This is a genomic window from Pseudomonadota bacterium, from assembly GCA_026388315.1.
Lineage (GTDB): Bacteria > Desulfobacterota > Syntrophorhabdia > Syntrophorhabdales > Syntrophorhabdaceae > MWEV01.
The window spans coordinates 1-3,324 of the sequence record JAPLKA010000074.1 but is presented as its reverse complement, the minus strand read 5'-3'; the positions used below and the strand labels follow the sequence as shown (position 1 = coordinate 3,324).

Genomic DNA, 3,324 nt, shown 5'->3' with positions numbered 1-3,324 from the left:
CTTTTGTATGTTCTTGGTTTTTTGCCTTTTAGCAACAAGTCGATACAGGAGGAAAGCATACTGGTGGACTTCACGTTGATGGATGGAAAAGAGGGGGCAGGGGGCAGGGGCGAGAGGTCAGGGAATAGGGAGCAGGGAGCAGGGAGAGAAGGCGCAAGGTTTAATCCTGCCGGAGGCGGGACAATGCAAAAAAAGGAAGGTGCAGATCTGCGGCAGAGTAATAGCCCTGCCATGAGTAAAAGCATTGAAAAAGATAATGTTACCGGAGTGACTCAAGATAAAGTTCAAACTTCTTCTATAGATTTGGTGTCGTTACATCCCACACCAGGCCAAAGGGGTCGCGGCGGTGAGGCAGACGGCAGCTCACAAAAAGGAGGGGGGACAGGGTCTGATGGAACAGACCATGGCAGAGGAGGAGGGACAGGCAAAACCTCGGGTTCATCCGGAGGCGAAGGGGGCAGCAGGCCGCACGATTACGGATACGTGAGAGAGATTGTGATGAAACACCTGAAATATCCTGAAAAGGCAAGAAGGATGGGGCTGGAAGGCAGGGTTGTCATGTCTTTTATCATTACCGCAGCCGGTGTGGCACGGGATATAAAAGTCGTTGAAAGCTCAGGGTTTCAAATGCTCGATGATGCTGCCAGTGATGCAATTTCAAGGGTTAATTTATCCCACAGCAACCCACATAGATTAATTGTGCATTTGCCGGTTGAGTTCCGGCTCAGATAGACAATAGAATTACTTTGAATCACCATCTTTGTCTGATTTGTCTGAATTGAATCTTGCGATGTCCAAGCTCCTTATCCCCAAAAAAATCAGGGCAACACCAAAGGCAATGAACAGCCTGTATGGTATTCCGAACTTGTATTTGTTGAAGAGATTTACCGGTATTTTCAAGGCGAAAAGGGTGTTGAAAAAACCCGTACCCTGCTGGTAACCGGTGGTAAAAAATAAGAAAACGAGGGGCAGCAAAGTACCGACGATAATAAGCGCTATGCCAATTTTCTTTCTGTTATCCATATTTTCCTTCCTGGAATAAAAACGCCCGTCGCAAAACGGGCGTTTTTATTTACTACCCCTGAGGGCTGTATCTTTTAGCTGCCTTTCTTGAATTCTTTTTCCATTGCTTCTTTTGCAGGCTTCACATAGATGTCTCTTAACTTTGGTTTTTCAATCTTTCCTGCCGGGTTACGCGGTATTGTTGCATAGACCATCTTTTCCGGCCACTTGAATTTTGCAAGACCTTTTTCCTTTACGAAGTTGATTACCTCTTCGTCTGCCATGGTTTGCCCTTCTCTCAACTGGATAATTGCCATGACGACCTCTACAAGCCTTGGATGCGGATAACCGAGGACTGCAACATCCTGGATCTTCGGATGTTTTCTCAATACGTCTTCGAGTTCGGCAGGGAAGATGTTTTCGCCGCCCCTGATGATCAAGTCCTTCGACCGGTCAGCAAAGAAGATAAATCCTTCCTCATCCTCATAGGCCAGATCGCCTGTGTACAGCCATCCGTCTTTTATTGTCTTCGCGGTCATTTCAGGGTTCATTGCGTATTCCTTCATGAGGCGAGGGCCCTTAAGGAGAAGTTCGCCTACCTTACCGACAGGAAGTTTGTTGTCATTGGTATCAACAACCTTTGCTTCCATGAAGACCGTTGCCTGCCCGATAGAACCCGGTTTTCTCATGATGTCTGCATCGTAGCAGTTTGTGAGTCCGCCACCGCCACCTTCTGTGATGCCATAGATGTTTGCAATTGGAATATTGGGGAAGATCTTTTTGGAATCTTCAAGGAGGATATAGGGAACCGGCTGGGCGCCTATTTCGACATGCCTGAATGCGGAGAGGTCATATTTACTGACATCTACCTGGCCGGATTTAATAGCATAAATAACATCGGACCATGTTGGCACTGTATTCCAGCCGCCGGTACATTTTTCATCTGCAATGCTCCTCAGATAGAATTCCGGTTGAATTTCCATAGGCATGAGAATCTTGCCTGCAGCTATGTAAGACGGGAAGGAGAGGAAGAGCGTGCCGCTGTGGTAGAATGGGTGTGGTGCGAGATATACGCTGTTATAACCTTCGTTGTATGTGAGCGCATTTCCTATGCCGATGAAGAAGAGTGTTCTGTGGGTATGGCAAACCGGTTTCGGTGCTCCTGTGGTGCCTGATGTAAACATCAGTTCTGCCCTTTCATCGTCATCTGTTTCAACGCAGACAGGTGTACCGTTGCCTTTTTCGATAATCTCATTGTACGATTTTACACCTGCCGGAATTGTATTGCCGAGGCAGATGAAGTGCTTGCAGTAATCCATTTCCTTCATGATCGGCTCAACTCTGGCGTTAAACTGTTCGCCGAACATGAATACCTTGCATTTTGTAACGTCTGCCGCATATTTTATGTCGGCGCTTGCGAAGCGGAAGTTTAATGGTGTAATGGTTGCCCCTGTTTTAAGCACTGCAATATAGCTTGCATACCATTCCATAGAGTTCATCATGAGATGAACGACGTTATCGCCTTTTTTAACACCGCAATCCTTGATCAGATAATTGGCGATTTTATTGGCTTGATCGTCAAACTGTTCCCATGTCAAACTTCTCCTCATATTTTTTGAAGGGTAGCTCTCAATAATGAACTCCCTCTTGGGGAACTTGCTGGCGTTAAGGCCGGAAAACATTGCGAAATTCATAGTAACCTCCTCCTATATTGGTTTTTTATATTGCTTTTAAGATTTTTAGCATGATAAATTGAATATTGTCGCATTGTCAACACCAAAATTACCAAATAATTGAGGAGGGATTAATTATGTCAGATATATATACACACATCGGAGAAATCCTCGCTCGAAACGCACGAATGTATCCGGATGATGTAGCGCTTATTGAGCGAATTCCCGCAGAAAAGAAAAGGCGGGAAGTGACATGGAAGCAGTTTGATGACAAGGCAAACCAGTTTTCCAACGTTTTAGCCAAGAAAGGCGTGAAAAAGGGTGACAAGATTGTCCACTTTATGATGAACTCCATTGATTGGCTTGCTGCCTATTTTGGAATGGTCAGGACGGGCGCATGGGTGGTACCACTCAATTTCCGCTTTACCGCAGAGGATGTAAAATACTGTTGTGATGTGGCGGAGCCGACGGTTATTGTTTTCGATGAGGAGTTTGCGGGCAGGATTGAAGCGATAAAAGGTCAACTTCCTACAGTAAAGTCTTATATATGCGTGGGCAATCCACCATCATTTGCGGAATCATTTGCAAAACTTGTTGATGCAGCCCCTGCAACTCCGCTGAATGTTGAGATTAACTCCAATGACGAATG

Annotated in this window: 4 protein-coding genes; 2 read left to right on the top strand and 2 right to left on the bottom strand. The window is 45.7% G+C overall.

What is annotated here, in order from left to right; genetic code table 11:
* Positions 1-732: energy transducer TonB (locus NTX75_10735; protein ID MCX5816696.1), on the top strand; the 732-nt coding region annotated here is incomplete at its 5' end.
* A gap of 9 nt (positions 733-741) precedes the next feature.
* On the opposite strand, the gene NTX75_10730 is transcribed toward NTX75_10735, so the two are convergent.
* Both NTX75_10730 and NTX75_10725 read right to left on the bottom strand, forming a co-directional pair.
* On the bottom strand, positions 742-1,023 hold the full coding sequence (locus NTX75_10730) for a hypothetical protein (GenBank protein ID MCX5816695.1): 282 nt from the start codon (positions 1,021-1,023) through the stop codon (positions 742-744).
* A 74-nt stretch (positions 1,024-1,097) separates the two neighbouring features.
* Positions 1,098-2,696, bottom strand: a complete 1,599-nt coding sequence (locus NTX75_10725; GenBank protein ID MCX5816694.1) for a class I adenylate-forming enzyme family protein — start codon at positions 2,694-2,696, stop codon at positions 1,098-1,100.
* 116 nt (positions 2,697-2,812) lie between these two features.
* Here NTX75_10725 and NTX75_10720 point away from each other — a divergent pair.
* On the top strand, positions 2,813-3,324 hold a 512-nt coding region (locus tag NTX75_10720; GenBank protein ID MCX5816693.1), incomplete at its 3' end, for an AMP-binding protein.